This is a genomic window from uncultured Umboniibacter sp. (assembly GCF_947497555.1).
In the GTDB taxonomy this organism is placed as follows: Bacteria; Pseudomonadota; Gammaproteobacteria; order Pseudomonadales; family DSM-25080; genus Umboniibacter.
In genome coordinates, this window is sequence record NZ_CANMGY010000009.1 from 46,310 (window position 1) to 72,140 (window position 25,831).

General features: G+C 48.0%; 28 protein-coding genes. 20 read left to right on the forward strand and 8 right to left on the reverse strand.

Annotation, left to right across the window (positions count from 1 at the left end):
* The 10 genes from Q0698_RS10680 to Q0698_RS10725 are packed head-to-tail and all read left to right on the forward strand — an operon-like array spanning position 1 to position 8,974.
* The gene (locus tag Q0698_RS10680; protein WP_298636522.1) at positions 1–645 is read left to right on the forward strand and encodes a flagellar hook capping FlgD N-terminal domain-containing protein; all 645 of its coding nucleotides are present in this window, start codon (positions 1–3) and stop codon (positions 643–645) included.
* 14 nt (positions 646–659) lie between these two features.
* A complete protein-coding gene (locus Q0698_RS10685; protein ID WP_298636523.1) occupies positions 660–1,907 on the forward strand; it encodes a flagellar hook-basal body complex protein in 1,248 nt (415 codons plus the stop codon).
* Between the two features lie 14 nt (positions 1,908–1,921).
* The gene (gene flgF, locus Q0698_RS10690) at positions 1,922–2,653 is read left to right on the forward strand and encodes a flagellar basal body rod protein FlgF (protein WP_298636524.1); all 732 of its coding nucleotides are present in this window, start codon (positions 1,922–1,924) and stop codon (positions 2,651–2,653) included.
* A gap of 9 nt (positions 2,654–2,662) precedes the next feature.
* The gene (gene flgG, locus Q0698_RS10695) at positions 2,663–3,448 is read left to right on the forward strand and encodes a flagellar basal-body rod protein FlgG (protein ID WP_298636525.1); all 786 of its coding nucleotides are present in this window, start codon (positions 2,663–2,665) and stop codon (positions 3,446–3,448) included.
* Between the two features lie 10 nt (positions 3,449–3,458).
* Positions 3,459–4,130, forward strand: a complete 672-nt coding sequence (flgH, locus tag Q0698_RS10700; protein ID WP_298636526.1) for a flagellar basal body L-ring protein FlgH — start codon at positions 3,459–3,461, stop codon at positions 4,128–4,130.
* Between the two features lie 10 nt (positions 4,131–4,140).
* On the forward strand, positions 4,141–5,247 hold the full coding sequence (locus Q0698_RS10705) for a flagellar basal body P-ring protein FlgI (protein ID WP_298636528.1): 1,107 nt from the start codon (positions 4,141–4,143) through the stop codon (positions 5,245–5,247).
* A 9-nt stretch (positions 5,248–5,256) separates the two neighbouring features.
* Entirely contained in the window at positions 5,257–5,655 is a 399-nt protein-coding gene (locus Q0698_RS10710; RefSeq protein ID WP_298636530.1) for a rod-binding protein, read from the forward strand.
* On the forward strand, positions 5,652–7,082 hold the full coding sequence (gene flgK, locus Q0698_RS10715; RefSeq protein ID WP_298636532.1) for a flagellar hook-associated protein FlgK: 1,431 nt from the start codon (positions 5,652–5,654) through the stop codon (positions 7,080–7,082). The genes Q0698_RS10710 and flgK overlap by 4 nt, the downstream gene beginning before the upstream one ends.
* Before the next feature lie 2 nt (positions 7,083–7,084).
* Positions 7,085–7,981, forward strand: a complete 897-nt coding sequence (gene flgL / locus Q0698_RS10720; RefSeq protein WP_298636534.1) for a flagellar hook-associated protein FlgL — start codon at positions 7,085–7,087, stop codon at positions 7,979–7,981.
* A 9-nt stretch (positions 7,982–7,990) separates the two neighbouring features.
* Positions 7,991–8,974 (forward strand): hypothetical protein, encoded by a 984-nt coding sequence (locus Q0698_RS10725; RefSeq protein ID WP_298636535.1) that lies wholly within the window; start codon positions 7,991–7,993, stop codon positions 8,972–8,974.
* 22 nt (positions 8,975–8,996) lie between these two features.
* On the opposite strand, the gene Q0698_RS10730 is transcribed toward Q0698_RS10725, so the two are convergent.
* The 8 genes from Q0698_RS10730 to flgA form a co-directional block, all read right to left on the reverse strand.
* Entirely contained in the window at positions 8,997–9,422 is a 426-nt protein-coding gene (locus Q0698_RS10730) for a hypothetical protein (protein WP_298636537.1), read from the reverse strand.
* The gene (locus Q0698_RS10735) at positions 9,422–10,759 is read right to left on the reverse strand and encodes a FliI/YscN family ATPase (protein ID WP_298636538.1); all 1,338 of its coding nucleotides are present in this window, start codon (positions 10,757–10,759) and stop codon (positions 9,422–9,424) included. The genes Q0698_RS10730 and Q0698_RS10735 overlap by 1 nt, the downstream gene beginning before the upstream one ends.
* A gap of 1 nt (position 10,760) precedes the next feature.
* Complete coding sequence (locus Q0698_RS10740; RefSeq protein WP_298636540.1) at positions 10,761–11,435, reverse strand: FliH/SctL family protein; 675 nt, start codon at positions 11,433–11,435, stop codon at positions 10,761–10,763.
* A gap of 1 nt (position 11,436) precedes the next feature.
* The gene (locus Q0698_RS10745) at positions 11,437–12,426 is read right to left on the reverse strand and encodes a FliG C-terminal domain-containing protein (RefSeq protein ID WP_298636542.1); all 990 of its coding nucleotides are present in this window, start codon (positions 12,424–12,426) and stop codon (positions 11,437–11,439) included.
* A 21-nt stretch (positions 12,427–12,447) separates the two neighbouring features.
* Complete coding sequence (gene fliF, locus Q0698_RS10750; RefSeq protein WP_298636544.1) at positions 12,448–14,097, reverse strand: flagellar basal-body MS-ring/collar protein FliF; 1,650 nt, start codon at positions 14,095–14,097, stop codon at positions 12,448–12,450.
* Between the two features lie 36 nt (positions 14,098–14,133).
* Positions 14,134–14,436 (reverse strand): flagellar hook-basal body complex protein FliE, encoded by a 303-nt coding sequence (gene fliE / locus Q0698_RS10755; RefSeq protein ID WP_298636546.1) that lies wholly within the window; start codon positions 14,434–14,436, stop codon positions 14,134–14,136.
* Positions 14,436–15,785: a sigma-54-dependent Fis family transcriptional regulator gene (locus tag Q0698_RS10760; protein ID WP_298636549.1), complete on the reverse strand. Its 1,350-nt coding sequence runs from the start codon at positions 15,783–15,785 to the stop codon at positions 14,436–14,438. Before Q0698_RS10760 ends, fliE begins: the two co-directional genes overlap by 1 nt.
* A gap of 326 nt (positions 15,786–16,111) precedes the next feature.
* The gene (gene flgA, locus Q0698_RS10765; RefSeq protein ID WP_298636551.1) at positions 16,112–16,873 is read right to left on the reverse strand and encodes a flagellar basal body P-ring formation chaperone FlgA; all 762 of its coding nucleotides are present in this window, start codon (positions 16,871–16,873) and stop codon (positions 16,112–16,114) included.
* 147 nt (positions 16,874–17,020) lie between these two features.
* Between flgA and Q0698_RS10770 the strand changes: the two genes are divergently transcribed.
* The 10 genes from Q0698_RS10770 (at position 17,021) to Q0698_RS10815 (ending at position 25,775) form a co-directional block, all read left to right on the forward strand.
* A complete protein-coding gene (locus tag Q0698_RS10770) occupies positions 17,021–17,314 on the forward strand; it encodes a hypothetical protein (protein WP_298636553.1) in 294 nt (97 codons plus the stop codon).
* A 38-nt stretch (positions 17,315–17,352) separates the two neighbouring features.
* A complete protein-coding gene (locus tag Q0698_RS10775; protein ID WP_298636555.1) occupies positions 17,353–17,757 on the forward strand; it encodes a hypothetical protein in 405 nt (134 codons plus the stop codon).
* A gap of 97 nt (positions 17,758–17,854) precedes the next feature.
* Entirely contained in the window at positions 17,855–18,652 is a 798-nt protein-coding gene (locus Q0698_RS10780; RefSeq protein WP_298636557.1) for a FliM/FliN family flagellar motor switch protein, read from the forward strand.
* A gap of 9 nt (positions 18,653–18,661) precedes the next feature.
* Complete coding sequence (locus Q0698_RS10785) at positions 18,662–19,033, forward strand: FliM/FliN family flagellar motor switch protein (protein ID WP_298636559.1); 372 nt, start codon at positions 18,662–18,664, stop codon at positions 19,031–19,033.
* A gap of 3 nt (positions 19,034–19,036) precedes the next feature.
* Positions 19,037–19,789, forward strand: a complete 753-nt coding sequence (gene fliP, locus Q0698_RS10790; protein WP_298636560.1) for a flagellar type III secretion system pore protein FliP — start codon at positions 19,037–19,039, stop codon at positions 19,787–19,789.
* Positions 19,790–19,791: 2 nt separating this feature from the next.
* On the forward strand, positions 19,792–20,061 hold the full coding sequence (locus Q0698_RS10795; RefSeq protein ID WP_298636561.1) for a flagellar biosynthetic protein FliQ: 270 nt from the start codon (positions 19,792–19,794) through the stop codon (positions 20,059–20,061).
* Positions 20,058–20,831 (forward strand): flagellar biosynthetic protein FliR, encoded by a 774-nt coding sequence (gene fliR / locus Q0698_RS10800; RefSeq protein WP_298636562.1) that lies wholly within the window; start codon positions 20,058–20,060, stop codon positions 20,829–20,831. Before Q0698_RS10795 ends, fliR begins: the two co-directional genes overlap by 4 nt.
* Positions 20,831–21,967, forward strand: coding sequence for a flagellar biosynthesis protein FlhB (gene flhB, locus Q0698_RS10805; RefSeq protein ID WP_298636564.1), 1,137 nt, complete (start codon positions 20,831–20,833; stop codon positions 21,965–21,967). Before fliR ends, flhB begins: the two co-directional genes overlap by 1 nt.
* Positions 21,968–24,052 carry a flagellar biosynthesis protein FlhA gene (locus Q0698_RS10810; RefSeq protein WP_298636566.1) on the forward strand — a complete coding sequence of 695 codons (2,085 nt, stop codon included), beginning with the start codon at positions 21,968–21,970 and terminating at the stop codon, positions 24,050–24,052. It abuts the gene before it with no gap.
* Between the two features lie 4 nt (positions 24,053–24,056).
* Complete coding sequence (locus Q0698_RS10815; RefSeq protein WP_298636568.1) at positions 24,057–25,775, forward strand: sulfotransferase; 1,719 nt, start codon at positions 24,057–24,059, stop codon at positions 25,773–25,775.
* The last annotated feature ends 56 nt before the right edge of the window (positions 25,776–25,831 follow it).

Below are 25,831 nucleotides of genomic sequence, written 5' to 3' on the forward strand. Positions count from 1 at the left end.
ATGAGTCTTGCCTCCTTTTCAGCCATTGATATCAATCAACCTGCAACGAGCTCTGCGGCACCTTCTCCCAGTAATTCAGGAGATAGCCTTAAGAATGAGTTTCTTACTTTAATGGTCGCTCAGTTGCAAAATCAAAACCCGTTAGAGCCCATGGATGGTGCTGAATATGTATCTCAACTGGCAGAGTTCACCCAAGTTGATTCTGCGGAGACACTGAATAGATTGATGCAAAGTAATACGGCGACGCTGGGCAATCTCCAGTCATTAGCAGTCTCTGACCTGGTGGGTAAGCAGGTAGTTGTTAACACTAACCAGTTTCAGCTAGACGATTCTGCTATCGACGTTTCGGTCACCGGCCCCAGAACACCGCTTCCGGTGACGGCCGTGTTTAGCGATCAGTACGGCAACACCAAGGAAGCATTTCTAGATATGCGAAACGGCGTCGCTAACTTCCCCCTCGAAGCTAATAGTCTCGGCCTCTCGGGTAAAGTGATGGTGGAATTTCCTGAGCGCCAGGACATGCGTTTCAACGTTAAGGGGCAGGTATCATCGGTTCAACTTTCACCCACTGGCGGCGAACCTCGTATTCGAGTCGATGGCGTTGGCGAAGTCCCAATGTATCAACTTATTCAATTTGGAATCTAAGGAAGGAATAAATTATGAGCTATCAAATCACTTTGAGCGGTCTAACCTCGATTGACAAACAGATCTCGAACATTAGTAATAACATTGCCAATGTCTCAACCACTGGCTATCGCGCCGCGACCACTCAGTTCTCGTCCATTTACTCGGGAGCTCAACCTAATGGGGTAGAGGTTGCTGCCGTTTCTCAGAATTTTAGTCAACCTGGTTCAATGTCTGGTACAGGTAAAGAATTAGACTTAGCAATTAGCGGCGACGGTCTGTTCATTCTCAAAGATGGGCAGGGACAATCGATGTATTCACGCAACGGCAGTTTTAACCTCAACGCCAATAACCAACTTGTGGACGCTCAAGGTAACTCCGTCATGGGATTTGGTTTGGATGCGAACGGCGGCGTGGAATTCGGTTCGCTATCCGAACTGACTATTCGAAGTGAAGGTTTGGTAGCCCAGGAAACATCGCTGGTTGAGTTTCAAGCTAATTTTGACTCTAGAATGAGCCCTTTAGTCGCTAACGATTTCGACCAAACGGACCCGGCAACCTATCATTCATCCTACTCAACTCAGCTGTTTGATTCTCTAGGTAATGAACATACCCTGACCCAGTATTTCCTCAAGACCAATACCAATGAATGGCAAGTTCATTACAGTGTCGATGGCGAAATTTCACCCACCACTGGGGCGAACGGAGCCATTTTGCAATTCAATAGTGATGGCCAACTCAACTCAATTGACGGCAACCTAATGTTTGATGCTGCTGGCAACCCTACCCAACCCGACCCCACTACTAACTTCAACTATGTTTTAGCAAATGGGGCAAACAACTTGGATATCGATGTTAGTTACCGCGCGACGGGTCAGTTAGGTAGCGAATTCTCTGTCGTTCGGAACCAGACCGATGGCTACGCCTCCGGTGAACTCATCGGTGTTACAGTTGATAATGAAGGCCTAGTATCTGCCAACTACTCAAATGGTTTGCTTCGCGAGCAGGGAATGATTGCCTTGGCCAACTTCACCAATTTAGATGGTCTGCGTCAGGTAAATGGTACCGCATGGAGTGAGACACTCGCCTCAGGAGATCCTGTCTTTGGACAGCCTAGCTCCGGTTCCTTCGGAAAAATCGAGTCGGGGACTTTAGAGTCATCCAACGTAAACCTGACGGGCGAACTAGTCAGTCTGATTTCGGCACAGCGGAACTACCAGGCCAACGCTCAAACGCTCTCAACGCTGAACCAGCTAAGTCAAACCCTGTTCCAGAACCTGTAATCGAGGGCTAAGTTATGGATGGTTTACTCTATACCGCAGCCTCAGGGGCAAGCCGAGTGTTGGATGCTCAGGCCGTTCGAGCTGACAACCTTGGTAATGTTGATACGGCAGGTTTTCGCTCTCAGATGGAAAGAGCCCGCTCGTTCTCAATTGGCGGTTCGGGCTTCCAGGGTCGTACTCTGGTAAGCACCCTGCCCAGTGGAATCAATCTCAACCCTGCGTCGCTGACAACAACCGGTCGGGATCTCGATTTTGGCATTCAAGGTGAAGGGATGTTCACGCTTAAACGTCCAGATGGAACGCTTGCTCACACTCGCAACGGCAGCTTTGAATTAGATAATCAGGGCTACCTAATGCTCAGCGGTCTTAGAGTACAAGGGTTCGACGGTGATATTCAAATCCCCCCTTACCGATCATTTGAGTTGAGTGAGAACGGCTTAATCTCTATTACACCTCAGGTCGGCGACGGAATCATCGAAATAGACCAATTGAAGATGGTCAATCCACCGGCCGGCGAGCTGACCAAGGATATATATGGCCTTATTGAGGCCCGAAATGGAGGAGAAATCCCAGTAGATCCAACCGTAATGGTGGTGTCTGGGTTTGTTGAGGAGTCGAACGTATCTCCTGTCACTGAACTGGTGGACGTCATGAGTCTGACACGAAATTTCGAAATGCAGCTCAAGATGATGCGAGCCGCAGATGAACTTGCTAAGAACGGCAACAAACTGATTGCAAGTCGCTAGGAGCGAATTATGAATAATGCACTGTGGGTAAGTAAAACGGGAATGGCAGCTCAGGATACCAAAATGGCTGCAATCTCAAACAACCTTGCCAACGTTAATACCGTAGGTTTTAAACGTGACCGAGTCGTATTCGAAGATCTTTTTTATGACATCCAGCGCCAGCCTGGCGCCCTAGTTGATGCAACCAACTCTTTGCCTACCGGCGTTCAAGTAGGCTCAGGGGTTAGGGTCGTTGGTACCCAAAAGGTCTTCACGCAGGGATCGGTCATCAACACCGGTCAAGATTTGGACTTGGCCATCATGGGTGATGGTTTCTTTCAAATTGAGAATAGCGATGGCGATATTCAGTATTCTCGGAATGGCCAATTTCATGTCAATGCTGAAGGCCTCATCGTTAATACCGAAGGCTTCCCAATGGTACCGAATATTGGCATCCCTCAAGAAACGACGAGTATTTCCTTTAGTTCCGATGGCATCGTCTCGGTGCAATTGGCTGGCGATTCCCGGAGCCAGCAAATTGGACAGATTAGCTTGGCTCGTTTTCTTAACCCTGCTGGTCTTGAAGCCCTTGGTGGCAATCTGTTTCGCTCTACCGATGCCAGTGGTGAACCCTTTGAAGTCACTCCGAGCACCGAAGGAGCCGGCACACTAAGACAGGGGGCTCTTGAGGGCTCAAACGTCAAGGTAGTAGAAGAGATGGTGGACATGATCACCACTCAACGAGCCTATGAAATGAATGCTAAGGTCGTCTCTGCAGCCGATGAAATGCTGCAGTACGTTTCACAAACTATCTGAGGTGATTGAAATGTACTTGCGCCTAACTTTTACTCTAGGAAGCCTAATGTTCTTGATTGGTTGCGTCTCCCACCCAACCATTATTCCACCTTCGCCAGGTGACGAACTGTACCAACCTCCAATGGCTGAGAACTATTCAGTGCATGAAACTAACGGCAGTCTATTCCGTGGTGGTCAATCGGTGACGCTCTTTACTGACCGAAGAGCTTACCAAGTAGGCGATATTCTAATGATCGTGCTAGACGAAACTACGCAAGGTGAAAAATCAGCCAACACTGGCTTCTCCAAGCGCAGCGAAGTTGAGATTCCTACACCTACGATCGGCAGTCTTAACACCTCAGAATTTAACGCGAGCATTCAGGGCGACCGATCCTTTGATGGCGGCGCTACCAGCTCACAGGCTAACACTATGAGCGGGATTATCTCGGTGATGGTTCATCGTGTACTGCCCAATGGCGTGCTCGAAGTTCGTGGCGAAAAATGGCTGTCATTGAATCAAGGTGATGAATTTATTCGTGTAACGGGATTCATTCGCAGTGAGGATATTGATAGCGAGAACCGAGTCTTGTCGAATCGCTTAGCTGACGCTCGGATTAGTTATGCGGGAACAGGTGAACTCGCCGACTCAAACGAAGCGGGCTGGTTATCGCAGCTTATTAATTCACCTTGGTTCCCACTTTAGGAGAACTCTCATGACTCGGATATTCCTAATCATGCTACTCGCACTATTAAGCTCCGGTGCTTTTGCTATGGGTAGTAGACCTCTCGAGACCTTAGTCGATATTCAAGGCGTAAGAGATAATCAACTCGTTGGCTATGGGCTTGTCGTTGGCTTAGATGGTACGGGTGATCGAAACCAGGTTGAGTTCACGGGTCGCTCGGTGGGCAATATGCTCGAGCAATTCGGCATTCAGTTAGACGGCAACGGAAGAGTGAAGACTAAGAATGTCGCAGCGGTAATGATTACCGCACGAATGGGCGTATCCACGGGTGTTGGTCAGACCATCGACGTGGTGGTTTCTTCGCTTGGTGACGCTGAATCTCTTCGCGGTGGAACCTTACTCATGACACCATTAGTCGGTGCCGACGGAATGACCTATGCCTTGGCTCAAGGGCCAGTAGTCGTAGCAGGGCTATCAGCAAATGGATCAAATGGATCGTCGGTTACGGTCAACACGCCAACGGGAGGCAGTATCCCTAGTGGCGCCATCGTAGAACGAGAGGTCAGTGTCAACCAAGCTGCACTGCAGCAACCGCTGGTAATGCATCTGAGAAGGCCAAGTTTCGCTATGGCCACTCAGGTTGCTCGAAAAATCAATGAGACTTTTGGCGCCGACACTGCGCGCCCGTTGAACGATAGTCGTATTGAAGTCAGTGCTCCCAGCGAGGCGTCTCAGCGAACTGGATATATTGCATTACTATCTCAGATATCCATTGACTCAGTGGCCCAGCCGGCACGAATTATTTTTAACTCACGGACCGGAACCGTAGTAATTAGCCAGAACGTGATGGTTCGAGAGGCCGCTGTGAGTCATGGCAACCTGTCAGTTAGGATTACAGAAACTCAAAATGTTAGTCAGCCGAACGAATTCGGGCAGGGCGATACCGTCACAACAACCGATTCCATCGTTGAAGTATCTCAGCCCGATGGGACGCTCAATATTGTTGGTAGCAGTACGAGTCTTAGCGAGGTTGTTGATGCCTTGAATGGATTAGGTGCATCGCCCGATGATCTTATGACTATACTTCACTCACTCCAAGCGGTTGGAGCGATTGACGCCGAACTCATTGTTATTTAAGGAATCGCTATGATTGATCCGAATCAAAACAGTATTCAATCACCGTCTGCTCCAACAGTCGCTGATGCAAACAAACCAAATAGCGGTTTAAGCGATGCAGCGAAAGACTTTGAAGCCTTATTTTTACAGACCGTATTGAAGCAGATGCGATCAGCAAGTGATGTACTGGCACCTGAAGATAGCCCCCTATCGTCCAACAAACAGGGGGCATTCCGTGACATGCATGATCAGACCGTCGCACAGTCTCTCGCCGGCCAAGGGCAAGTTGGCATCGCTGCCATGATTGAGCGACAGCTCGACCCCGAAAAAGCGGGCGAAGCCGCAGCAGCGCTCAGAGAGATGCGATCTGAAGCCAGCGCGATGACGGTTTCATCCCTGAAAAAACCCATTGATACCTCATCACTATGAGCATTCATGCTGCGCAAACCGCACTGTCTGGATTAATGGTTGCGAAGGCCGGTTTGGACACCACCGCTCAAAACGTGGCGAATGCTACGACGGAAGGCTACACACGGCAGCGTGTTTCCGTTAACTCGATTGGCCCAGGCACGCAGGCTGGGCTAAGCGCGGGACGGGGTGTAGAAGTCACCGACATCCAGAGATTTGCTAGCAACTTCAATGACAGTCAACTTTGGAAAGCCACTAGTTTAGAGGCCAATGCCAATGAGCGCTTAGATGCTTACGAACGAATAGAAGAACTCTTTGGTCGCGATGGCGCCTCCATATCCTCAAATTTAGATTCTTTTTTCTCGGCACTTAGCGAGGCGACTACCCAGCCTGAGTCTTCGCCGCTCCGGCAGCAAATCATCGAGGAAGCTCGAGCGTTAACGCTGCAATTTAACAATGTTTCAAGCACACTCAACAATTTCCAGACATCTATTTATGATCAGTATCAAGATAAAGTCGCAAATGTAAATTCGCTGATCTCAGGGATCTCCGATATTAACGACAAGGTAGTCATCACCGAACGATCAGGCGGCAATTCTTCAGTATTGCTTGATCAACGTAATCGGCTAGTTGAAGATGTTGCCGCACTGATTGATATTGAGGTGAACTACAGTAGTGAGAATCGGCTTGAAATTGCCTTCGCTAGAGGTCTTCCTTTAATCGTCGGTTCTAGCTTCTCTTCCCTATCGGCGAATATTGATCCATCCAACGCCGATCGCATTCAATTGTCGGTACAAACACCGGGATCGCAGGTTTCAGTCACGCATCAATATGGCGGCGGTTTGGGCGCCTTAGCCGACTTCCACGAGTCGGCTGTGGGCGATTATGAAAATATAGTTAATGCCATGGCAACAACGCTGCACGATGAGGTCAACAGCCAACTTGCACTGGGTCAGGACCTAGTTGGTAACTTTGGCAGCGCTGTTAGCGCTCTATTCGTGATTGCGAATCCTTCAGATCCGGCAGGCTCCATTGGCGTTAACGAATCAATCGAACCCGATTTACTCGCCTTCTCTGCCTCCGTGGACGACGGCAACCCGCTTACCATCGATCAAATGACCCCAGGAGACTCCTCTAATCTGCTTGCTTTGAACCTAATCAAAGAGAGTTCGTACACGATAGCTGGATTGGGCAATGTCACCTTAAATGAAGCTTACGAATCACTCCTCGCTAATGTCGGCATTTTAACTCGTCAATCACAACGAGAATCCGACACTTACTCCATCCTTCACGCTCAAGCTAAGAGTAACCGAGAAGGATTGAGTGGTGTAAATAGTGACGAGGAAGCAACAAAATTGATGGAGTACAGCCAAGCCTATCAGGCCAATCTCAAAGTCCTCAATATAGTCAACGAGCTAATGGAAGACTTGTTTAATAATCTGAGGTAACCATGCGTGTAGCAGATAGCCAAGTTCGAACCTTAATGCAGCAGAGTCTTCAGACGTCGAATACTGAATTGGCGAAGGTAATGCAGCAAATCTCAACCGGAAAGCGACTCACTAAAATTAGTGATGACCCCTCGGCATCGCTAAAGCTTGAGAGTATCCGTAGCGAGCAAGAAGAATTGACTCAATATCAAAGTAATATCGAGACTGCCAAAACCGCACTTGCGCAGTCAGAGCAATTCCTATCGAGTACCAATGATACGCTACTTCGCATAAAGGACTTAGTCCTCTTCGCCAACAACGGCACTCGGTCACCGGATGATCTCAAAGGTATTTCAATCGAACTTGAGAACCTAAGAGATTCTTTGATCACACAATTCAATGCTCGTGATGGATCAGGTAGCTACCTGTTTTCCGGCACGTATAGTGATCAACCTGCGATAGTCGCTGGTACTAACCCTAACGAATATGTAGTGCAAGGAAACAGTAGTACACGAGAAACTCTCGTAGGTAGAGGCATTCGCATAGAAACTAACGTCACGGCGCAGGCGATGATTGGCAGTGGCGCTAATACGCTGACAGAATTAAGCGCTTTCATCTCCGACCTTGCTGTGGGGTCCGTTAACAGCTCGTCCGCCTCGAGCAGTCTCGACGCCGTCGACAGCATATTTTCGGAAGTGCAGAAATCCATTACCACGCTTGGCGGGCGGCAAAGTTTTCTTAACACTCATTCCGACAACATTGCCAGAAATAAACTATTCTTAGACAAAGTCAGTACCGAGATATCGTCACTCGATATGAGTGAGGCTTCTACCAGACTGCAGTCTTATCTTCAGGGTCTAGAAGCAAGCCACCTTACCTTCAAGCGAATCTCGGAACTCAACCTATTTAACTTAATGTAGAGTGTTTGAATGGCTATTGATCGCCTCGAAAACAGCGCCCCGCTAAAGCCCATTAAATCCGTGGTGGCAGATCGTAGATCTGATATGCCTCCCACGTTGGCTCCCATAAAGCGACCGGCGACAACGTCGCTTAATAGCGCAGCTAAACATGATCTTTCGCAGCTACGTGAAGCACAGTTTCACACTGCGCAAAAGTCCGTCGCAGAACCCGCGTTGAAAAAGCTCGGTAATCGTATGCTGCAAATGTGGCGATTACTGCCAACCATCGAGTCACCTGACTCATTCAATCAATTCACTCGCCTTGGTAAGTCACTAAATAATGTCATCGGCACCAGTACGTTCGATGGTGATACTATCATTGCCCAGGATTTGACCTTAAAGTTGGACCCGAATCGTGCCTTCCACTTTAACGCGGGAAGTGTCTCCACGCTGCCCGTTGAGCAGTCCTATACGGCTACCGTCTCAATAAAAGGTAAGGAACCTACACAACTGATTTTGTCATACCAAGAGGGTTGGCAAACCGAGGCGATTCATCAATCCGAAGCTAATCCGCTGAGAATCAACATCACTGACTCGGGTGAGCTCAACGCAATACTCTCAAAAGAAGAATTGCTGATTGCTCAAGGAGTGGTAAGCATTAATGTTAGCGCTAATGACACCGGCCAGGTAATGCAGCAGGAGGTGAACGCCCTGAAGGCAGCTAAACACCCAATTTTATCACTATCATATGCTGATTCAGAAAAGGAATTATTGATTAATTCTGGGCCTATAATCCAAGACGGCTTAAGAACAATAAAAGCTCAGCTTCAGGTATTAAATACCAGCCCTAACTCTCAGCCCCAGACGGCTTTATCAACCTTGTCGAAGGAAGAGGCATTAGCCATTGGCGCCAAAGTAGAAGCTCAGTTAGATCAAGGTTTTAAGGGGATTCATCGAGGCATAACGGTTCTACAGGGTCTAAGCGATAGATTGCTAAACGTGCTTCGATCCTGAAATGAGAGGCGGATGAACAACCTTAGCGATATTCTCGAAGATTAGTCCACTCATCTAGTAGTCGTTGCTCGTTGCGTTGAACTTCGCGCTGCCCTCGTCGGTGATGGTTGTTGACAAGCAGCTCCATTGCTTTACAACGCCTAAGTAATTCATCTCGCTGAAAACCTAAATCAAGAATACGAGCCTCAACCTGCGTAATGGCTTGGCTAATTCTCGCTTTATTACCCTCATGGTTCGCCTTAATTAAACACACTCCACTTAGCTCATGAGCTCCCAGTGAACCTGGGCCGCGGAGACTAGACTCCGCTGTATCTACGTACTTACGCTCGCCATCTATAGCCAACTGGAATTTTGCCAAAATTGCTTGCTGAGCTTGAAGCTTTATCACGATTTCATCCAGCTGTTTAGATAAAATCGTATGAGCTGTGTTGAGCGCTTGAAGCTTCATTATCCTGCCTTGCCATTGCCGCTTAGCAGGGCTTGAAGCTCGTTGAGGCCGGTGGTGGCATCCATCGGCGTACTGGGGGCCTGTTGAAGCCAGGTGCTGATCGCCGGATCTAAGTTGATTGCTTCATCGCGTTCGGCATCTACTCCGGAGACATAGGCCCCCAAAGGAATTAACTCACCGACTTCACGGAATAAGCTGATCATCCGCCGACATTTTCGCGCAAGCTGCAAGTGATCCTCGCTCACTAAGTCGTTCATACACCGTGATATTGACGCTGGAATATCGATTGCTGGATATTGGCCTTGAGAGGCAAGATCTCGCGAGAGCATAATGTGACCATCTAGAATAGCTCTAGCGGAGTCGACGAGGGGGTCTTGAGCATCATCACCCTCGGCAAGAACGGTGTATATGGCAGTGAGACTGCCCTGCTCCGATTCTCCATTACAAGCTCGTTCAATCAGCTGATTCAAAAGAGAGAAGACACTTGCAGGATAACCCTTCGAAATAGGAGCCTCGTTCAACGCCAAACCGATCTCACGCTGAGCCATACCTACTCGCGTGAGTGAGTCCATCAATAACAGAACATTTTTGCCTTGATCACGATAGTATTCTGCCACGGCATGAGTGCGTCGGGCCGCCGCAACGCGCATAACAGGTGATTCTTCTGCTGTTGCTGCGATAATGACCGCCTTCTCCGCCATTTCAGGCGTTAAGGTCTTCGCGATAAAATCACCTACTTCTCTACCTCTTTCACCCACGAGGCCTACTACTACAACGTCAACGTCTGAAAATCGAGTAATCATGTTAAGTAACACCGACTTACCAACGCCAGATCCTGCCACCAAACCAATACGCTGCCCTCGGCCGAGCGTCAGTAGGGAATCGATCGCCTTTACTCCCGTTTCCATAACCTCTTCAACACCACGACGCTTAATTAAGCTGGGTGGCGCCGCATTATTTGGACGGAATTCTTCGTAATTGATTTGTCCCAAGCCGTCAATCGCCTCGCCAAGTCCATTCACAGCTCTTCCTAATAATTGGAAACCCACTCCCGTTCCACTCGCTTGAGGACGATGATGAACACTCCCGCCGAAGTGTGCGCCGTTAGCATGTTGGTAGGGAATAAGCCGATAGAACTCACCATCAAACCCAACAACTTCACAGGCGAATCGACTCCCTGATTGGAAGCTAACATCGCAAACATCGCCCACACAGAAGTTTTCGCCCGTTGCCACAATCAAGAAACCATCGGACTTAATCACCTTAAAAGTCGGTCGCAATATCGTGACCGTATTGAGGTGTTCACTAACTGTCGTTAATTGTGCTGATAAATCCATTTCAGCTTTTGGCTTCGCTGGAGAATAGATCGTAGAGTATTCTGTGTAGCTGCTGCTCTGGATCTACCTTCAACTGCTGGCGGGGACTATCGAGGATAAATTGCCCACGTTTGAGGCTTGGGTCTATCGTGACACTTGTTAGCTCTTCATGAGGCTCAGACTTAATTAACGCCTCATCATCGGCTGAGATACTTAATACAAAAGCGCTGTCGCAACTCAGACCCTTTAATGCCGAAGATATCGTTTGATTAATCTTACGTTTAGGAGCAGTTAGCTCGTGGGATAAAATCTTTTCACAAATACCTTTAACGAGCTCCATCAATTGCTTTTTCTCACTAAGCTGAAAATCCAACTTTAGACTGTTCAGCTCCACGATCAGCTCGTTAATGGATCCCTCATAATGTTGTTGGACCTCCAAAAGCTTTGCTTCGAGCGCTTTCTCGGCCGCTTCTTCTAGTTCTTGTCTCGCTTGCTTCAGGCCGTCTTTATAACCTTGGTCAAAGCCCATCTGACGGGTTTCTTCAGTAGTTGGTGATGCACTAATTGGAGCTTCACTTGACGGCGGAAATGCCGACGGCACTGGAGTCAAATCTGCTTGAGATTTCGCCCTTTTGGTCCGCGGCATAATAAAGAGTTTTCGATTCTCTGTCGGTGTTGTTGGTATCCATTGAAGCATCTCAGCTTACTCCCTTCTCATCAGTCATCACCAGCGTCACATCGCCCTGACGCGCCAGAGACTTAATATGCTCCATGATCTCCTTCCGCGCTTGATCAATCTTTGCCTTGGGCTGCGGGCCGGTTATCTGCTCTTGCTCATCCAACGAAGTTCTCATTCGATTGGGCATCGACGCACGGACCTTATTGATAATGCTAGGATCAGCGCCACGCAGAGCAATAGCCCAATCGTTGACATTAATTGCTTGCACTACTTGATCTAAAGTCCTCTCAGTTTGGACTGCAAGCACATTGAAGTCGTAACGGAGATTCTCGATCTCCTCGAGAAGATCTTCACTGTGCTCTCGTATTAAGTCGAGCAGCCGGTCTGAGTCTCCGTCGTATACATTAATAATATCCGCCACCTGTTTAACGCCATCTACGGTAGAGTTATCAAGCGCTGATGCGGCATCTAGACAGCGGTCAACTAAGTTACTTAGATCTTCAGCTATATCTTCGTCAACAGCGGTTATTTTCGCGATTTTAAGGACTAAATCGTCCCCCATTTTCGTTGGTAACGTCGTAATGATTGACGCCGATGCCTTGGGCGACATCAAAGACAAAAATATTGCCGCCATTTGCGGATGCTCATGCTCCAACTGAGAACCTATGATCCGGGGGTTGCAGTGCTCTAAAATCTCCATTTTTTGCTCTAGTTCGTCACCGAAAATTTTCGTGAGAACGTTCTTAGCCAAATCCCCGCCAACCGATTTCTCTAAGGTGTTCTGTAGGAAATCCTTTGAAGCCGCTTTAATACCGGAATGTTGGCCATAGGAATCGAAGAATTCAGTTAGTACCTCATTCGCCTGTTCGCTATTGACGGTACTCAAACTGGTCATCGCATTAGATATGGCTTGGATTTGATACTGATCAAAGTATTTCAAAACCTTTGCAGCAGAGTCTTCGCCCATCCCCAAAAGGGTGAGCGCAGTTTTCTCAATGGGAGTCAGCATCACATTTCTCCGCGTTTAACTTTATTCATTTGGCCAACCTTTTAGTACTTCAGCTACTTTCTCGGCATCTTCGTCAGCCAAGCTTCGTAGATGAGAGAGCTGAATGTGTATCGGAGATCCTGGTCTGGGAAGTTGACCCGGCTGGATTATCTCATCCTCTTTGATCGCGTAGTTTTGGAGTTCTTCTTCGTCAAACTCCGCAGTGTTATCATCCTCACCGCTATGAGCTAATTTGGCAGGCACTGGGTAAGGCGTTGCACCGGTTGTAATAGATCTCACCAAGGGGCGGACTACGACCAGGGTCAGAAGCAATACGGTAACGAGCCCTAAGCCATAGCGACCCCACTGTTGCATAGCAGGCTGCTCGTACCATTCAACAGTTCGCGCCGCAAACTCAACGGGTGGAGCAAAATTAAATGCTGAAATAACGAGTGAATCCCCGCGCACATCGTCCACCCCAAGCGCCGCAGATAAGGTCTCCGATATTCGGTCGAGCTCCTCTTGAGAGAACTCTCCTGTCGCTCCGTTTGCAACAGCATTATTCAATACCACCGCTACACTTAGACGTTCAATTTCGCCCTGCCGATACTGTGTGGTGATTTCTCGCTGACCCTGGGCAAACGTTCTCCGCTCCTCCGAATTCTCGAGGCGCTGTTCAACCACTTCCTCTGTGACAGGATTATCCGCAGTAATCTCTGTAGGTGGTGGTGGCTGATTACTTAAGGTTCCAGGAATACCAATCGCGGCGCGTTCTGGTGAAGAAGAATTAATGAGTGTTTCCTGGACCACGGTGGGATCACCTTCCAACACCGCAGCAGTTTCTCGACGAACGTCAAAATTTAGATCTGCTGTGGCTTGGACTTGAAAGTTGCCAGCACCAAAAAGAGGTAATAGCATGCGTGATGCTCTCTCCACTAGTTCTCGCTCAAAGTTTCGTTGATATTGAACCAGCCGTTCGTCGAAGGATCCGTCCAGTTCATTGCCGATTTCCGCACTCAACAGGTTGCCAAACTGATCGCTCACTGCAACATCCTGCTGTTGCATGCCGGAAACACTTGCTGCAACGAGATTAACCACCGCCTCCACCGCGTCCTTACTTAGCGGCTGATTGTTGACGAGTTCTAGCAATACCGATGCCGAAGGATTAAAACCTGTTTCGCGAATGAATAGTGTCCGTTCCGGAATAGCGAGATGAACCCTCGCATTGCGAACCGATTCCAACCCCATGATGGTTAAAGCAAGCTCTCCCTCTAACCCTCGTTTGTATCGCGATGATTCCATAAACTGACTCGTTCCCAATGGGGAAATATCATCGAGCAGTTCAAAACCCTGAGGTCGAGTTGGCAAAACGCTTCGCGACGCCAATAGCATACGCGTACTGGCAACGGTTCCATCCCGAACGTATACCCGTCCCGTTGCCAAATCCAGTTCATAGGGAATATTTTCCGCTTCAAGTACCGCAATGACATCACCCGTTGGATACTGATCCTGATCCGCATAGAGGGGCTTGTAGTTAGCGGAGGCTCCCCACATCCAAGCCACAATGATACCGGCGAGTGAAATCGCCAATATACCGATAACGATTGCGTTACTTCGTTGAGATTGTGTTATTGATAGCAAACGGTCCTTGAGAGACGGGTTGCCTTCCCCTTCAGCACTTGCTGCAGTCATTGTTTTGGATCCATCCATAAGTTAACCAAAGGTGTGTTAAAGCGGCATTTTTATCAAATCTTGGTAAGCCGTTAATACCTTGTTTCGTACCGATAACATGACATCGAAAGTAATCGATGCTTTCTGTGACGCCACCATCGCTCCCACGAGATCGTCGCTGTCTCCTAGTTCAACGGCTCGGCGCGCCTCACTCGCCATGTTCTGGCGCTGATTTGCCTCCATGAGCGAATCTTTAACCGCTTGCGCTATGTCGGGGAAATCCGTTTTACTCGGCGCCAAAACACTCAATTTCCGTAAGTTCGCCGAAGCTAAATCGGCATTAATAGGCCCCATCGACATTATGCTACCTCCGCTATGAGTGTCTCGATATCAATACCTTCATTCTTCATAGCATTGAGCTTATATCGTAGTGCACGCGTTGAGATCCCCAGGCGTTGTGCAGCGAGTTTTCGCGTACCATTCACTTCTCGAAGCACCTTAAGAACAAGCTGGAATTCCGATCGCTTTCGAATCGACGAGATACCGGCGAACGGCGAGAGATGCTCTATCGATGCAGGATTATCAACTTCAGCTCTCACTAACCCGGCGGATTGCAGATCAATTAGATCTAGGTTATTGGAGTTTCGAAAGGTAAAGGCACGTTGAATGATATTTTGCAGCTCACGAATATTACCGGGCCAATCATGCTGCGTTAAGCCGTTGATAAATTGTGGCGTCATCGTGCAATGTTCGCCGTCGCATTTCGCCAAAAATAGACGAGCAAGCGGTTCAATATCATCCTTCCGATCGCGCAACGGCGGCACATCTAACTCAAGCACTGCTAAACGATAGTAGAGATCATTGCGAAAATGTTGCTGAGTGACCTGCTCGCTCAGAGATACGTTGGCGGCGGCTAAAATTCGAATATCCAAACTAATTCTCTTATGAGAACCAACGCGCTCTACCTCTCGCTCCTGAATGACTCGCAGCAACTTGGCCTGAATCGGCAACGAAAGTTCGCTGACCTCATCCAGAAAAAGCGTACCACCATTGGCCTCCTCAAATTTCCCAGAATGCGCCTCCGTTGCTCCGGTAAAGGCGCCTTTTGTATGCCCAAAGAGAACCGCCTCTGCCATCGAGTCCGGTATGGCAGCACAGTTAATAGCCACAAAGGGTTGTTGAGAGCGCCTTGAATGCTCATGGATATACTGCGCGACAACTTCCTTTCCCACGCCACTTTGGCCCTGAAGTAATACGGAGGCATCAACTTGCGCAATTCGGTGTGCTAGGTGGAAGGTTCTTTTACCTGCGGGAGACTTGACTACCAAATCCTCAGCGACGGGCGACTGAATTCGTTGTACGACTAGTTCAAGTAGCTGGCGATCAAAGGGGGCCACGAGGTAGTCCACCGCGCCGTTTGCCAATGCAAATGACACCATCGACTCCTCATGCGATTGGACGATCACGACGAGATCCCCAAATTCGGCAACAGCGCTAATACTGCTAGCGGAATCACTGAGAAAATGGCTTTCTAAGAGGATTAAGCGTTTCTTATTCGACCGCGTCTCATCGAGATTGTCGAGGACTTTCGCTAATGTGTCGGCGTGACGTATATCTAGATTTTCCTCATCGTCTGTGCCTACGGCACCCTGAAGGACCGAGCAAGAATCTTCCGATACGAAAACTACCACGTCTTGTTCAAAATACATTTCTTTTCATCCCTGAAACTTGAACGACTGGCCACGATGGCGTCGCATTCTAACGTAACCGAAAATTGCCTCACTCCGAGAAACATGCATCGACTGATGGTTTGACTGTGCTACTCGTTGGGACCGAAGTTGTCGTTCCGATTGACAAATTTGGTTAGGCATCACTATGTATACGAGTAAAGGCAACTACGTACAGTATTGTTGGCTAATCTCAGAATTCAAAAAAAGCTCAGTAAATAGAGACGAACGTCGTTAACTAGCAGATGAACGAGAATGAGGTTTTCACTCAATTTTTTGCTCAGCGCGCCCGATGTTTTTTAAAGACATCACTCCTTGATCGCTAAGCGTTCGCCAATCAATTCAACCTTAAAGACCGCTCCAGTTGACAAGTTTCTTGCGCGTATTTCGTCGCCCAGAGCTCCGTTATCCAAAGCCGTTGCTAAGACCTCTACCTCTAGGCCGCCACTTCGCGTGTAGACCGTAATTTCGTCACCACGCTTCGCTACGGAAGGAGATTTAAGTTCACTCGGATGAAAAACATTACTACTTCTAACTCGGCGAAGTGTTTCCATTCCTACGATATGATCGACGTCAGTAACAAAACCCCTGCGAAGTTGACCGGCATCCAGAACACGTTGTTCCAAATCCGATTGAGTAATGAGATGATTCCTGGGTAGCTCAAACCGCGCAACCCAAACCTTAACCTGTACCTCAAGCGTTAACTCGGAGCGCAAGCGATATCTCTGGGAATTGTTTAAGCATTCAATGGTTACACTTCGCTGCTTCCAAGCCACCTCATCGGTAGCGAAGCGAAAAATTAAGTCGTCTTCACAGCTTTCTACTTGACTGAGCGCTGGCGGTAACCGCACTGCTAAATCGAAGCTAACTAGCTCTAGATGTTGTTCAACTAAATCGTCCTGAACCTGTTGAGCCACCCAACCTTCGACAGACTTCTGTACTTCACTTAGATTAGTACTCGCAACGGTATGAGCTGACCACAGTAACGCGGCTAGTGCAAAGCTCAGTAACGGTATCGGGATTCCGATAGCACGCCGTGAAGTAAATAGTATGAGATCGCCAGAATTCAACAATCTACCCCTCATTAAGAAATTGAATTATTTTCTACTATGTTTAACTTAGTCGAATTTCGGTCGTTTATTACTTTATAAGACATTCCATTAACGACATTCACCAAGACATTCATCGTCGAGCAAGTGCGTCAGAGGGGCTTACTCATGAAAATTGAAAGAACGATAGACGTTAGTATCAAACAAGGTCAATCCACAAGTGCTGATAATGCCAGCGCTATAAAGACGACAGCGAAAGCAACCGGCGTTGCAACTGAAACGGCTCAAGTAAGTGCCCAAGTAAGCTTTGCTGACAAGGGGTCGAAAGTTCTGGCTGACGTGGTTGTCCCCGAAGATTCTCGTGTTGAAGAGTTGCGTCTTGCCGTTGCAGCGGGAGAATTTGATGTCGACGACAAAGCCCTAGCAGCAGCTCTAACAGATCAATTCTTAGGGGATAGGTAGCCAGTACTTTTCCGGCTAATCCGAAGAGGTTAATCAAGATGACAAGCGAACGTGCAGTAAGATTTTTCAAGCTTTTGCGAGCGGAACTCAAAGTTCTAAAGGAGCTCAGTCAAGCCACCGATTTACAGCTAGCCGCGATGGTTAATTTTAATACCAATGCACTACTGGAGACTGATGAAAAGATCCTTAAGGTCATGGATAGCCTTCAAAAACTCACACTAAGGAAGTACCGCGTCTTAGAGACATTGCAGGCTGCCACAGCCGAGGATGCGTTGAAAGTATTGCCAAAAGCCCTGTCACTCAGCGCCCAACGTCTTTTAAACTCGTATCGCGAGCAATGCCTTCAGCTAGCCGATCAACTCAAGGCAGTGCGCGAATTGAATGCAGTACAGTCTTCGCTCCTTAGCAGCAATTTAGAAGGCGGTGTCTACAGCCGAAGCTAACTTCATCAACCAAAGCTTGCTTTTGTAGAAGTCGGTCTATACTTCCTCTCTACCGACAAGAATCGTTTGTCATAAAGATAGGTATAGGCAGCCCGAAATGGAGTTTGAGCGAGTAAATTTAGGAACAGTACAGGCGCCTGCGGGGAAAGCTGAAGGTCATATTCGTTCTCTGATCGAACAACATCAGGGGGCCATTCTTAAAAAGTTAACTGTCGATTTCAAAGGGCAGATTTCTGGGATCAAACCCCCGCTTGAAATATCCTCCGATACCAGCTGTCTCCATAAATTTGGAGCCAGCGTCTATGCGAACCCGGCCTTGGGAAAGATAAGTCTTGAGGTTGAACCGAAGGCGCTGACGCGATTTACCGATCAATTCTTTCACAGCGAAGACCTTCGAAAAGGCACCGCAGCTCGGCTACTAACTGCCTCGGATCTACGTTTTCAGTCCAAGCTAACCAAGGCTATCGCTTCGACTCTGCTCGAAAGCGACCTGCTAGCTGATGAAGTCAGTATCTTGAACCAAAAGGACCTCGCCGCTTCTGTCTGTGCCAATATTATTCTCACCTCGTCATTCGGCGAAATAAATATTCGTATTCGTTTCCACTCCGATTATCTCCAAAACGCACTAAGCGAAAGCGGTGAAACGAATGGCGAGCTTAGCTCCCACATTGCCACTGCAATTCCGTCTGTTCCCGTAGCGATTAATGTTCAGCTCTGGAGTCAAAGCATTGCACTGAATAAGCTAATGGCGATCGAAGAGGGCTCCGAGTTACCTATATTCCTGAGCGATAAGTCGGCAATCCGCATCGCGGACGTTCCAATATTTAAAGGAGTGTTGGTTGAGCAAGCAAATCAACTCATCTTCGAAATACACGAACCCTATACAGAAAGGTAATAAATCATCATGGCGAAGACCACAGAGAATAGCGAGCTAGAGTCCTTTGACGAATTTGATGAATTCGATGGAGCTGAGAATGATACAGCGTCTGTAAAGGCCGCTGCCCCATCATTCGATCCCTCTTCAAAATTAGACTTCTATAGCTCCATCCCCGTAGAAATAAGCTTAGAGGTCGGCAGTACTTCCGTTCCTCTAAGTCGTCTTATGTCGGCAAATTCGGAGACGGTGATCGAGCTAAACAAGCTCGCCGACGAGCCGCTCGATATAAAAGTTAACGGGCAATTATTCGGTCACGGCGAAGTGGTAATGAGTAATAATCGATATAGTCTGAGAGTGCTGAGCGTACTGCCGAAAATTCAGGATACATCGAAAGAGTAACTTATGAAGCGTATCTATCTAGTGGCGCTCATGGTGACTTCAGTGTTCCTATTGGCGGCCAGCTCAGCTCCTGCATTAGCCGATATCCCGCTGATTACATCAGGCAGTGGAGATGATGCGCAGCAATATAGTTTAAAACTTGAGCTCCTAATTCTACTAACAGCTCTGAGCTTTCTTCCTGCTTTTGTGCTGATGACAACCTGCTTCGCGCGGATCATCATTGTACTAGCAATTCTGAGGCAAGCGCTTGGGTTACAACAGAGTCCTCCCAACCAAATTCTTTTGGGCATCGCGATCGCACTGACACTTCTCATCATGCGCCCAGTTTGGACACAAGTTTATGATGAAGCGTTTGTGCCCTATCAAAACGGCGAGATTTCTCTGATTGAAGGCATTGAAATAGCCGAAAGTCCCGTTAGGGAGTTCATGGTTAAACACACGCATCGAAGAGCGTTAGAGCAAATGGCGCAAATCGCAGACCTAGACCCGGCAACAGACATTGAGGAGATTCCCTTTACCGTATTGCTACCGGCCTTCGCCCTAAGTGAAATCACAACGGCTTTCCAAATTGGTTTTATTATCTTCATTCCGTTTTTGATCATCGATATGATTGTTGCGAGTGTACTCATGTCCATGGGTATGATGATGCTCTCGCCGCTAATTATTTCACTCCCTTTTAAGCTTATTATTTTCGTACTCGTTGACGGCTGGACACTCATTGTAGGATCCATCACAGCAAGCTTTGGCGGAGGCTGACGATGAGCGAAGCGGATGTCGCAAACCTGCTATCTCAAGGGATATGGGTTGTCTTAAAGATTGTCGCCGTCATCATTATTCCAGGAATGCTCTTGGGGTTAGTGGTCGCCGCTGTTCAATCAGCCACGCAGATTAATGAACAAACTCTGAGCTTTTTACCCCGTCTGATGGTGACTTTTTTAACCATCATCGCTACAGGCCCTTGGATTATCGGAGAGCTCACAGGCTTCTTTGAATATCTGCTCCACAACCTACACGTTATGGTCAGATGAGTGTCGAACTATCCAGCTTGGTGGCATTCGGTCTATCCATCTGGTGGGGCTTTATTCGGCTGCTAGCTGTTTTTACCGCCTCGCCACTTTTTGGTGATCGAGCTATAACCTGGCGAATTAGAATTCTGTTGGCATTGGCAATATCGGTGTTAGCGGCTCCACTTTCATACACGGCAGTGGAAGCACCCACGACATTTGTGGGTTTTGCACTCATCACCATCATCCAGGTACTTTGGGGTGTTCTCTTTGGCACCATCATTCACGCCATGGTGAATATTCTAAGTACCGTAGGCCAAATTGTTGGCCTGCAAATGGGTTTAGCCATGGCTATTATGAATGATCCCAGTAACGGTATTTCTATTCCCGTTCTTGGACGATTTTTTAATTTAATCGCGCTACTACTCTTTATGGCCCTTGATGGGCACCTTTTGATGGTGAATATAGCTGTTGAGAGCTTCCGAACTTGGCCGGTAGGCGAGTCAATACCCGATCTCTCACTGGGCTATGTCATTAGCAGTTTTAGTTGGATGCTTGTTGCAGCGCTGTCGCTGGCCCTACCTGCAGTCATTGCGATGTTACTGACTAGCATCGCCTTTGGGATAATGAATCGCACCGCTCCCAGCTTTAACGTTTTTGCTTTGGGCTTTCCGCTTACTATGCTGCTGGGATTCCTCTCCCTCTTTATCGCAGCCGAAGGGCTTCCCTTTCACTTCGGTGAGCAAATGGCCGATGTTATGACCAAGCTAAGTTTCTACGTGAGGGGGCTATAATGGCGGATAGCTCCTCTCAGGAGAAAACCGAACAGGCTACCCCAAAACGTCTGAATAAACTCCGCGATGATGGCCAAGTCGCCCGCGCGAAGGAGCTCGTGACCGCTTCCATACTTGTCGTAGCCATTATTACCCTTTATGTCTCAGCCGCCCAATTCAGTGATGGCGTACTCATGCTGTTCGAACGTTCGTTTTCATTTGGCGTTGCCACCCTTGCGGATCCCACGGTTTCCATAACACTTATTGGTGCGGCACTTGGACAAGTCATTTATCTATTCATCCCTCTGACCCTTGGGATAATCGTGACGACAATACTCACCAATCTAATCATTGGCGGTTGGCTTTTCTCAATAAAACCCATCACTCCTCAATTTAGCCGTTTAAGTCCACTAAAGGGGCTTAAACGCATGTTCTCTAAGGCGACATTAGTCGAACTGCTAAAATCACTCATTAAAGTGGGGATTATTTTCGGGATATTGTTTCTCTTCCTAAAGGGAAATTTAGTGAACTTAATCGGCCTACAGGGGATGTCAATTCGATCCGGCTCCTACCATGTATTTTCGATTCTGTTACAGGGCACACTTTTAATCGGCAGTGCGCTAGTTGTCTTTGGTATGTTGGATATTCCCTACCAGCTTTGGAAGCACAAAAAAGACAATAAGATGACCAAGCAGGAGGTAAAAGAGGAACATAAAAGCTCCGAGGGTAAACCAGAAGTGAAACGTAAGATTCGTGAGCTACAACAGGCGCAGGCGAAAAGTCGTGTGGATGTGGCGCTACCCAACGCCGATATCGTGATTGCTAACCCCACTCACTATGCGGTGGCGCTGCGATATGACATTAATAACGATGCGGCCCCTGTCCTGCTTGCAAAGGGTGTTGATGAAGTCGCAATACATATGCAACAGCTGGCGAAGAGCTACCGAATTGAGGTACTTCATGCCCCGCCTCTATGCCGAGCTGTTTACTTTAACTGTGAGGTAAACCAGTTAGTTACCGAGGAACTCTACTATCCTCTAGCTCAGGCTTTGAGTTACGTTGCACAAATAAACGACTTCAAGGCAGGAAAGCGCAGTCGTCCTGAACCACCAGCTCACTACGACCTGCCTGAAAATCTGCGACGCAAAGGGATGTAAATGGAATCGATATTTAATCAACTCAGAAAAATAGATTTAGGGCTGCTTGCTATCCCACTAGTTTTGCTGGCGATTATCGCAATGATTGTGCTGCCGTTGCCGCCAATCTTACTGGATATCTTCTTTACTTTTAATATTGTTTTGGCGATTACCATTCTGTTGGTATCAACCTCTGTGAAGCGCCCACTCGATTTTAGTATGTTCCCAACAATTTTGCTCATCGCAACCTTACTTCGACTCACCCTAAACGTTGCCTCTACTCGCGTTGTTTTGCTCAATGGGCACCTAGGTTCGGATGCTGCCGGCAAGGTAATTCAATCCTTCGGTGAGGTCGTTATCGCAGGGAACTACGTGGTAGGTCTCGTTATTTTCATCATCCTGATGATTATTAATTTCGTCGTTATCACCAAAGGTGGCGAGCGTATTTCTGAGGTGGGTGCACGCTTTACTTTGGATGCGATGCCGGGCAAACAAATGGCCATCGATGCCGATCTCAACGCAGGAATTATTGACCAACAAAGTGCTCGGGAAAGGCGAAAGGAGATTGCGTCTGAGGCCGACTTCTATGGCTCTATGGATGGCGCATCAAAGTTCGTTAGAGGGGACGCTGTGGCTGGCCTCCTTATCCTAGCCATCAATATAATCGGCGGCATTAGTATTGGTGTGTTTGAGTATGACATGAGCGGTGGAGATGCCTTCAAGACCTACGTTTTACTTACCATTGGTGACGGCCTAGTAGCCCAGATTCCTTCGTTGCTCTTGGCGACGTCTGCAGCCATTATTGTGACTCGAGTGGGAGACGATGACCGAGAAATGAGCGAGAGCGTTGGTCGACAACTCCTCGCAAAGCCCAAGACGCTTTTCATCGTCGCCGGCATTATGGCTACCATGGGTAGTGTCCCCGGTATGCCTCACCTCGCTTTCTTCACCTTCGCTTTGGTAGTCGGTTTTACCGGCTGGCAACTGAGTAAGCTAGAGCAACGAGATTCCGACGAACTGCTTGAAGCCGCGACTGCTGAGCAGCATTCAGAAAACGATATTTTAGACTGGAGTATTGTTACGGAAGTACAGGTGCTCCGTATCGAACTTGGCTATCGTCTAGTACCGCTCGTCAACCCCGATCAAGGCGCCCCCCTACTCAAGCGTTTGAAAGGGGTGAGAAAGAGCCTCTCAGACCAGGTCGGATTTCTTATTCCAGAGGTCTCGATAAGTGACAACTTAGGCCTCAAACCAAATGAATACAAAATTTACGTAAACGGAGAGCGACGCGAAGGCGGTGCCCTCGAGATTGACCAACTCATGGCGATCCCCGGAGCGAATATTCTTGGCGAAATCGACGGCCAGCTAACGGAAGACCCCGCTTATCAACTCCCAGCGTACTGGATCACCGAGGAACAGCGAACCGATGCCATTAATCTTGGCTATCAGGTTGTTGAAGACGCCACGATCATTTCTACCCACGTTGCTAAAATCATTAAAAGCCACCTTGCAGACATTTTCCACCATGAGGATGTAGTCGCCCTAAATGAAAGGCTGCAACAGATTAGCCCAAGCTTAGCGGACGCCCTTGCGGAGAAGGTGCCGTTTTCGGATCAACTTCAGATTTTTAAAAACCTGCTCTCGCAGCAATTACCGATCAAAGATTTACGTCGCATTGCGACCACGCTTATTCAGTTTAGCGATAAGGCCAAGGAGCCATCCCTGGTAGCCGCTGAAGTCCGAGTTGCACTACGAAATACGATTATCGAATTAGTCAATGGAGAGAAATCCTCGATTGATGCCTTTACACTGAGCGCCGCGCTGGAGGGCCTGCTCAATGAGGCCCTCCAGCAGGCCAGACGAGAGGGACAACCTCTGGATGACTTCACGATTGATAGTAATCTTGTCACTCAGTTCCAACAGAATCTGCCGCTTATTAAGCAACAGATGCGTGAGGCAGGTCTACCTCCAGTGCTACTCGTTCCGGCAAATTTGAGAGGCCTGATCGCCCGCTATGCGTCAATTTTCTCTCAGGGCCTCGTGGTATTAAGTTATCGCGAAATTCCAGAGACTCTTCACATTAATATCGTCGGAAACTTGGGGTAGATCAATGACCAGTCATTCAGCCGTCCTACAGCAAATCAATCAGGCTTTAGATAGTCACAATCTAGCTAAAGCGCTCGAGTTGAGTCAATTATTACCCGCATGCTTCGAACAGCACTTAATGCAAAATACGATTGCGATGAAACTTAAGGATCGTGATCTATTTGATCATTCTATGGCAAAGATGATCCAAACCGCTGAATCATTAACCGAAAAAGACAGATGTTTCGTAGCCATGGCGGACTTCAACCGGGCAGTGGGCAACTCGATGAAAGCCCTAGACTATTATGCGAAGGCATTTCGTATTGACCCTACGAATCAACAGCGAAACCTCGAATATCTAGACTATGCGCTGAAGCAACTTCACGCTACGGACTTCACACTAAAGCTTTCAACTCAGCTCGTTAATGACGCAGATTGGGCCGCTAAAGCCCTTCATAAGCTCATTAGTTTTGCTTATCGGTTCAACAATAAAACTGATCTCGAAACCTACTTTCAGCTTATAAAGGAGCGGAATATTCTGTTTTCAGGCTCTAGCCGAGTGGAGATTATCGAAGTCTATATTCGAGCTCAGTTATCCGAGCAAGCGGCCTTCCTTCGTTCGCAATATGCCGCTTCACTGAATTCTCTTGAGCTCACTATCCTCGACTGCCAATCGGCGGTAGCAAGCCGGGACTTTGCGCAGGCTATTGCATTAATTGATCAGCTAGATATCCAGGTACTTAACAGGATTCCTTACCTCCAGTATGTGCGGGGTAATGCCATGATTTCCATGAAGCAGCATGAACAAGGGTTTCACGAGCTAATTCGCGCCAGCCAGGCCCATCGCGCGAACATTAACGGCATGATCAAGCGCGGCGAAACTCCCTGTCGCAATCTAATTGCGGACGTTGATCAGCACTTTGACAACCGAAGCGATGCGGTAGAGTCGACTCTTCCTCCGGACCAACTAACCGGTCCGTCTCCCATATTTATGGTCGGCTTCCCGCGCTCTGGCACCACTCTCTTGGAGCGAATGATCGATACACACCCCGAATTAACTACGATTAATGAAAAACCGATGATTGATGATGTTCGATCATTTATGGAGCAGCAGCTAGGGCTTAAGTATCCAGAATCACTACCATCCTTAACGGTCGATCAAGTAAATCTGCTGCGATCTCGATATTGGGAAACTCTCCATAAAATGTCGGCAATCCCCAATGGAGTGCAGCCCGTAGATAAGCATCCCTGGGCAATTAACCAACTACCGCTGATTGCCTCAGTCTTCCCCGATGCCAAAGTCATTGTCTGTCTTCGGCACCCCATGGATTGCGTTTACAGCTGTTTTCGCCAGAACTTCATCTCGTCATTTGAAAACAATCAAATCATCACCATCAATGAGTGTGCGAAGCGCTATGTTGAAGTGATGGACTTCTACGATGAATTAAAGCCCTTTTATCCATTCGAGCTGCTTGAAGTTGCCTACGAGCATGTCGTAAGCGAATCAGAAGCACAAATATCGAAGCTTTTCGAGTTCCTCGCGGTGCCCTATGATTCCGGTTTCAAGCACTTTAATGAGCATGCCAAGCAATCTGCGGTAACCTCCGCTTCGCTCTACCAAGTCACACAACCACTCTATACCTCGGCGATCCACTCGTGGAGCCCTATTCGCCAACAATTACAGGAGCCGCTGGGTATTCTTGCCCGGAGAATCGAAATATTTTCAAAAATAATTAACTTATAAAAAAAGTGGCCGTTTTACCCCAGTAGAGCCAATCAAATGACTCCTACTTAAACACA

Bases quoted from the DNA above. Each gene is read 5' to 3' on its own strand.
- Q0698_RS10680 (WP_298636522.1), top strand. From the start codon at position 1: ATGAGTCTTGCCTCCTTTTCAGCCATTGATATCAATCAACCTGCAACG.
- Q0698_RS10730 (WP_298636537.1), bottom strand. From the start codon at position 9,422: ATGAAGCTTCAAGCGCTCAACACAGCTCATACGATTTTATCTAAACAG.
- fliR (WP_298636562.1), top strand. From the start codon at position 20,058: ATGAGTGTCGAACTATCCAGCTTGGTGGCATTCGGTCTATCCATCTGG.
- fliF (WP_298636544.1), bottom strand. From the start codon at position 14,097: ATGACTGCAGCAAGTGCTGAAGGGGAAGGCAACCCGTCTCTCAAGGAC.
- flgG (WP_298636525.1), top strand. From the start codon at position 2,663: ATGAATAATGCACTGTGGGTAAGTAAAACGGGAATGGCAGCTCAGGAT.
- Q0698_RS10745 (WP_298636542.1), bottom strand. From the start codon at position 12,426: ATGCTGACTCCCATTGAGAAAACTGCGCTCACCCTTTTGGGGATGGGC.
- fliE (WP_298636546.1), bottom strand. From the start codon at position 14,436: ATGTCGATGGGGCCTATTAATGCCGATTTAGCTTCGGCGAACTTACGG.
- Q0698_RS10775 (WP_298636555.1), top strand. From the start codon at position 17,353: ATGACAAGCGAACGTGCAGTAAGATTTTTCAAGCTTTTGCGAGCGGAA.
- Q0698_RS10810 (WP_298636566.1), top strand. From the start codon at position 21,968: ATGGAATCGATATTTAATCAACTCAGAAAAATAGATTTAGGGCTGCTT.
- Q0698_RS10770 (WP_298636553.1), top strand. From the start codon at position 17,021: ATGAAAATTGAAAGAACGATAGACGTTAGTATCAAACAAGGTCAATCC.
- Q0698_RS10685 (WP_298636523.1), top strand. From the start codon at position 660: ATGAGCTATCAAATCACTTTGAGCGGTCTAACCTCGATTGACAAACAG.
- Q0698_RS10725 (WP_298636535.1), top strand. From the start codon at position 7,991: ATGGCTATTGATCGCCTCGAAAACAGCGCCCCGCTAAAGCCCATTAAA.
- flgL (WP_298636534.1), top strand. From the start codon at position 7,085: ATGCGTGTAGCAGATAGCCAAGTTCGAACCTTAATGCAGCAGAGTCTT.
- Q0698_RS10815 (WP_298636568.1), top strand. From the start codon at position 24,057: ATGACCAGTCATTCAGCCGTCCTACAGCAAATCAATCAGGCTTTAGAT.
- fliP (WP_298636560.1), top strand. From the start codon at position 19,037: ATGAAGCGTATCTATCTAGTGGCGCTCATGGTGACTTCAGTGTTCCTA.
- Q0698_RS10795 (WP_298636561.1), top strand. From the start codon at position 19,792: ATGAGCGAAGCGGATGTCGCAAACCTGCTATCTCAAGGGATATGGGTT.
- flgF (WP_298636524.1), top strand. From the start codon at position 1,922: ATGGATGGTTTACTCTATACCGCAGCCTCAGGGGCAAGCCGAGTGTTG.
- Q0698_RS10785 (WP_298636559.1), top strand. From the start codon at position 18,662: ATGGCGAAGACCACAGAGAATAGCGAGCTAGAGTCCTTTGACGAATTT.
- flhB (WP_298636564.1), top strand. From the start codon at position 20,831: ATGGCGGATAGCTCCTCTCAGGAGAAAACCGAACAGGCTACCCCAAAA.
- Q0698_RS10740 (WP_298636540.1), bottom strand. From the start codon at position 11,435: ATGCTTCAATGGATACCAACAACACCGACAGAGAATCGAAAACTCTTT.
- Q0698_RS10735 (WP_298636538.1), bottom strand. From the start codon at position 10,759: ATGGATTTATCAGCACAATTAACGACAGTTAGTGAACACCTCAATACG.
- flgK (WP_298636532.1), top strand. From the start codon at position 5,652: ATGAGCATTCATGCTGCGCAAACCGCACTGTCTGGATTAATGGTTGCG.
- flgH (WP_298636526.1), top strand. From the start codon at position 3,459: ATGTACTTGCGCCTAACTTTTACTCTAGGAAGCCTAATGTTCTTGATT.
- Q0698_RS10760 (WP_298636549.1), bottom strand. From the start codon at position 15,785: ATGTATTTTGAACAAGACGTGGTAGTTTTCGTATCGGAAGATTCTTGC.
- Q0698_RS10705 (WP_298636528.1), top strand. From the start codon at position 4,141: ATGACTCGGATATTCCTAATCATGCTACTCGCACTATTAAGCTCCGGT.
- Q0698_RS10780 (WP_298636557.1), top strand. From the start codon at position 17,855: ATGGAGTTTGAGCGAGTAAATTTAGGAACAGTACAGGCGCCTGCGGGG.
- Q0698_RS10710 (WP_298636530.1), top strand. From the start codon at position 5,257: ATGATTGATCCGAATCAAAACAGTATTCAATCACCGTCTGCTCCAACA.